This window comes from Devosia sp. (genome assembly GCF_036406155.1).
Taxonomy (GTDB): Bacteria; Pseudomonadota; Alphaproteobacteria; order Rhizobiales; family Devosiaceae; genus Devosia_A.
The window spans coordinates 1-5262 of sequence record NZ_DASWVV010000043.1; the positions used below are offsets into that span (position 1 = coordinate 1).

Here is a 5262-nt window from a genome sequence, read left to right on the forward strand (position 1 = left end):
CGATGTCGGCTCATCACATCCTGGGGCTGGAGCAGGTCCCAAGGGTATGGCTGTTCGCCATTTAAAGTGGTACGTGAGCTGGGTTTAGAACGTCGTGAGACAGTTCGGTCCCTATCTGCCGTGGGTGTAGGAATATTGAGAGGAGCTGACCCTAGTACGAGAGGACCGGGTTGGACGCACCTCTGGTGGACCTGTTGTGGCGCCAGCCGCATTGCAGGGTAGCTATGTGCGGACGGGATAACTGCTGAAAGCATCTAAGCAGGAAGCCTCCCTCAAAACGAGTATTCCCTTGAGAGCCGTGGAAGACCACCACGTTGATAGGCCGGATGTGGAAGCGCAGCAATGTGTGAAGCTGACCGGTACTAATAGCTCGATTGGCTTGATCGTTCTCATTAATCAATGCCCGCAACGTTTGCCTGCCCTGGTGGCGGCACGTTGCGCATGGTTGAGATGTCAGACACCGAACGCCTGGCCCGGCATGGGAGCCCGGCGTTCATCATAACCAGAATTCACCCGAGTGTTTTTCGTCGACCTGGTGGTTATTGCAAGGGGCCCAGAACCCGATCCCATCCCGAACTCGACCGTTAAACCCCTTCGCGCCGATGGTACTAAGTCTCAAGGCTTGGGAGAGTAGGTCGCTGCCAGGTCTGCCAAGAACACTCGGTCTCTTACGACTAGAAACCCAATCGACAACGCCGGTTCCGCAAGGAGCCGGCGTTTTCGTTTGTGCGGCGTCCGCTTGCGGGGAAGCCGCGCCGGAGCTTGCGTCACCGAGGGAGCGGGGAGGGCAGCCTTGTCTCCAGGCGGGCCGGTCGCCTCCAGTCCGGAAGCGGGCGCCGGCGCTCCGGATGGCGGGCAATCTCAGCAAAGGGGCAAAGCCGCCTGCTCCCGAACCTGCAGCCAGGCGGCAGGCTCCCGAGCGAGGCCGGTGGCCGGCGCGGCAGCGTCCAGTGTCACACCGGCCAGACCAGCAGCAGCATCGGCGTCGCCACCAGGATGACGAGGATGGAAAGCGGCAGTCCGAGCCGCGCGTAGTCGCCGAAGCGATAGCCGCCCGGCCCCATCACCAGCGTGTTGCACTGGTGGCCGATCGGGGTCAGGAAATCGCAGCCGGCGCCGATGGCGACCGCCATCAGGAAGGCCTCCGGCCGGTAGCCGAGGCCGGTGGCGAAGGCGGCAGCGATCGGAGCCATGACCAGCACCGCCGCGGCATTGTTGAGGAACGGCGTCACCGCCATGGCCGCGACCAGGATCAGGCCGACTGCTCCCCAGGCGGGCAGTGCCTGCGCGGCCGTGGACAGCCAGCCGGCGATCTGGTCGGTCGCCCCGGTCGTGCGCAGCGAATCGGCGACGGGGATCAGCGCTGCCAGCATCACCAATATGGGTGGCTCGAGCTGCTCGTAGACGTCGCGCAGCGGCAGCGTGCCGACCAGGACCATCAGCGCCGCGGCGGCGAAGAAGGCCACTGCGACCGGCAACAACCCCGTGGTCGCCGCTGCCACGGCGCCGACCAGGATGGCGAGCGGCAGCAGGCCGCGGCGGATGCTGCCCAGTCGGATGCTGCGCCGCACCAGCGGCAGGCAGTCGAGCTCGCGCAGCACTTCGGGCAAGCGCTGCTGGTTGCCGTGCAGAACGATGACGTCGCCGTTCTCGAAGCGGATCTGGCCGAGCCTTTCGGTGAAGCGCTTGTCGCGCCGGCTGACGGCGAGCACGTTGACCCCGGTGCGGTCGAACAGCGCGAGCTCCTGGGCCGTCATGCCGACGAGCAGCGAATTCTGCCCGATCACCGCCTCGACGCTGCCGGCCTCGTTGTCCTGCGTCTGGTCGACGGGCATGCGGTTGGAGAGCGACAGCCCGCCCAGGGCCACCATCTTGTCGAGCGCGTCCGGCTCGCCCTCCATCAGCAGGATGTCGCCGACACGCAGCTTGGCGTCGGGAAAGGGCGTGCGGCGGCGCCCGTTGTCGCCGATGATGCCGGTGACCATGGCGCGGCCGCCGCCGAGCTTCTGCACGCTGCTCACCGTCTTGTCCATCACCGCCGAGGTCTCGGTGACGCGTGCCTCCGTCATGTAGTTCTTGATGGCGATGGCCTCGTCGAGCCCCGATTCGGCCTTGCGCCGTTCCGGCAGCAGCCAGTGGAACGTGGCGAGGAAGGCGACGCCGACCACCGCCAGCACCGCTCCCACCGGCGTGAAGTCGAACATGGCGAAGGAGGCTCCGGTCAGCTCCTCTCGGATCCGCGAGACGATGATGTTGGGCGACGTGCCGATCTGCGTCATCAGCCCGCCCAGCAGCGAACCGAACGCCATCGGCATCAGGAACATCGAGGGCGATACCCTCGAGCCGCGGGCCATCTGGAAGGCGATCGGCATCATGATGGCGAGCGCCCCGATATTCTTGACGAAGGCGGAGAGCGCGGTGACGGCGACGACGAGCGTGACCAGTTGCGCGCGCGGCCGGTCGATCGCCAGGGCGATCCGCTGCAGCGCCAGGTCGAGGATGCCGGAGCGGGCGATGGCACCGCTGACCACCAGGGCCGAGCCGACAATGACCACGATGTCGTCAGAAAATCCGGAGAAGGCCTTGTCGGCGGGCACGATGCCCAGCACCACCGAGGCGAGCAGCGCAACGACGGCCACGACGTCGTAGCGCAGCCGGTTGGAGACGAAGCCCACCATCATCAGGCCGATGACGAGAAGAGAGAGCAGTTGCGGGGTGGTCATGTCGCCTCCGGATAGCCGGTACAACGCTGCGAACCGAAAGCGGACGCACGGCCGAAGCAAAAAAGACTCGGGGGGGACGCTCGTGTCAACACGGGCGTCGTCGATGCCGGGGGCCGTCCGCCTGCCGCCCGCTCGTCACAATATTTTCGGTTTCTTCCGCCAAGAGGGGGCGCCCCCGCCAACCAAGCCGAGTCTGTGCCATCGATGAGACGCTATTTGCTCGCCTGTATGCGCCTGTCCATATTGACCGCCCTGCTGTTCGGCCCGGCCCTGCCGGCCGTGGCCCAGGTGACCATCTTCTCCCCCTTCAACCTGCCGGCCGCCGTTGACCAGGGCGTGCGCAAGCACGCCGGCATTCCCTACGCCGACGGTGAGCGCAAGAAGCTCGACATCTACCGCTCCGCCGAGGCGAAGGGGCCCGCGCCGGTGGTGATGTTCATCTATGGCGGGGCATGGCGGGCGGGCGACCGCTTCGAATACGAGTTCGTCGGCCGGGCGCTGGCGGCGCAGGGCTTCGTCGTCGTCATCCCCGATTACCGGCTGTTCCCGGAAGTGCGCTATCCCGAGTTCCTCGAGGACAATGCGCAGGCGGTCAAGTGGATCGAGGACAACATCTCCGGCTATGGCGGGGACAGCACGCGCTTCTTCATCGCCGGGCATTCGGCCGGCGCCTACAATGCGGTGATGCTGGCGCTCGATCGCTCGTTCCTGCGCGAATATGGGGTCACCATGCCGATCCGCGCCGTGGCGGGCATCTCGGGGCCCTACAATTTCTACCCCTTCGAGTACAACGAGGTGCGCGACGCCTTCGACAGCGCCCCCAGCCCCGAGGGGACGCAACCGGTCAACCTGGTGACCTCCGACGCCCCGCCGATGCTGCTCGCCAGCGGGACCACCGATCCCATCGTCCGTGTCGAGAACTCGCAGGCCCTGGCCGAGAAGCTGAAAGCGCAGGGCATCTGGGTGACCGAAAGATACTACGACGGCTTCGGCCACATGGAGCCGGTCATCGCGCTCGGCTCGTTGTGGCGCTGGCGCATGCCGGTGCTCGCCGACGTCACCGAATTCTTCCAGCGTTTCGGCGCCTTCCCGAGCGGCACGCCGCGCCCGGTGTTCACGCCCGAGCCGCCGGCAGCCCAGCAGGATCCGATGACGGCGCTGATCGCCGAGATGGATGCCATCCTGGCGCCGATCGCGGTAGGCGGGCCGAAATAGGAAATAGCCGTCGCCGTGGCCGTCCGTGCCATCACAGCGTGGGCAGGACGCGAAACCCGACCGCGACCGGCTCGGCGGGTTCGGCGATGGCAACCGCCTCGACCGCGGCCCGGCGCGGTCCCAGGCGGCAGGCGTCGAGCATGGTCTCCACCGCTTCGGCCGGGCCGGCAAACACCGCCTCGACCGAGCCGTCGAAGCGGTTGCGCACCCAGCCCGACAGGCCGCGCGAGCGCGCCTCCCGCTCCACCCAGGCGCGATAGCCCACGCCCTGCACGAGCCCGGTGATGCGCACTTGGACGGCGCGCGCCTGCATCGACGCCCCGCCGGTCAGACCGGCTCGCGGATGACCGAGGCGGCGGAACGCTTCTCCCTGCCGTGGATCACCGCCTCGATGTTGTTGCCGTCGGGGTCGAGCACGTAGGCGGCGTAGTAGCCGGGGTGGTAGGACCGTTCGCCGGGGCCACCGTTGTCCCTGCCACCGGCGGCGACGGCGGCGGCATGGAAGGCGGCCACCATGGCTTCGTCGCGGGCCTGGAAGGCGAGATGCACCCGCGAGGGCATGCCTCCAGGAGCAACGGCGTCGATGAACAGTTCGTCGGCCTGGAAGAAGTGCTCGTTGGACTGGCCGACCGGGATGTCGAGGGCGCCGAGGACGGCGACATAGAACCTCTTGCTGGCGTCGAGATCGCGGACGCGCAGGTGCACATGGTCGATCAGGCGCCCGGCATGGAACTTCATTCGGCGTCGCCCGCGGGCTTGGCGTTGAGCAGGGCGTATTTGTCCGCGCCGATGCTGTTCAGCAGCTGCAGCTGCGTCTCCAGAAAGTCGACATGGCCCTCCTCGTCGGCGAGGAGCTCCTCGAACAGGTTCTTGCTGATGTAGTCGCCGGCGCTCTCGCACAAATCGCGAGACGACTTGTAGGCCTTGCAGGCGTCGTACTCGCCGGCGAGATCGGCCTCGAGGACTTCCTTGACGGTCTGGCCGATGCGCAGCGGCGCCACCCGCTGCAGGTTGGGATGGCCCTCGAGGAAGATGATGCGCTCGATCAGCCTGTCGGCGTGGTGCATCTCCTCGATCGATTCGGCGCGTTCCTTGTCCGCGAGCTTCTGTACGCCCCAGTCGGACAGCAGCCGGTAGTGTATCCAGTACTGGTTGACGGCACCGAGTTCGAGAAACAAGGCCTCGTTAAGCCGCTCGATGACCTGGTCTTCGCCCTTCATCATCACCTCCTTCGCGCTCTTGCCGCAACGCGGCAGAGCTGGCCGGAGTTGCTTGCAATCCGGCGCCATCCTGCGCGATCTCGACGTGATAATCTTGGGTAACC

5 protein-coding genes and 2 rRNA genes are annotated in these 5262 nt (G+C 66.5%); 3 read left to right on the top strand and 4 right to left on the bottom strand.

The genetic code is table 11. The annotated features are described in order from the left end of the window. Positions 1-387: ribosomal RNA gene (locus VGD93_RS02885) — 23S ribosomal RNA — on the top strand; the annotation flags it as partial. Between the two features lie 144 nt (positions 388-531). Next, positions 532-647 (top strand): 5S ribosomal RNA (rrf, locus tag VGD93_RS02890). Between the two features lie 306 nt (positions 648-953). Here the strand turns inward: rrf and VGD93_RS02895 are convergent. Beyond that, complete coding sequence (locus VGD93_RS02895; RefSeq protein WP_395009005.1) at positions 954-2723, bottom strand: SLC13 family permease; 1770 nt, start codon at positions 2721-2723, stop codon at positions 954-956. Positions 2724-2927: 204 nt separating this feature from the next. On the opposite strand from VGD93_RS02895, the gene VGD93_RS02900 reads away from it, so the two are divergent. Then, positions 2928-3938: an alpha/beta hydrolase gene (locus tag VGD93_RS02900; RefSeq protein ID WP_395009007.1), complete on the top strand. Its 1011-nt coding sequence runs from the start codon at positions 2928-2930 to the stop codon at positions 3936-3938. A 31-nt stretch (positions 3939-3969) separates the two neighbouring features. On the opposite strand, the gene VGD93_RS02905 is transcribed toward VGD93_RS02900, so the two are convergent. The 3 genes from VGD93_RS02905 to bfr are packed head-to-tail and all read right to left on the bottom strand — an operon-like array spanning position 3970 to position 5158. Beyond that, complete coding sequence (locus VGD93_RS02905) at positions 3970-4251, bottom strand: acylphosphatase (protein ID WP_395009009.1); 282 nt, start codon at positions 4249-4251, stop codon at positions 3970-3972. Positions 4252-4265: 14 nt separating this feature from the next. Then, complete coding sequence (locus VGD93_RS02910; protein WP_395009011.1) at positions 4266-4676, bottom strand: VOC family protein; 411 nt, start codon at positions 4674-4676, stop codon at positions 4266-4268. Beyond that, positions 4673-5158 (bottom strand): bacterioferritin, encoded by a 486-nt coding sequence (gene bfr, locus VGD93_RS02915; RefSeq protein ID WP_395009013.1) that lies wholly within the window; start codon positions 5156-5158, stop codon positions 4673-4675. The genes VGD93_RS02910 and bfr overlap by 4 nt, the downstream gene beginning before the upstream one ends. Between the last annotated feature and the right edge of the window lie 104 nt (positions 5159-5262).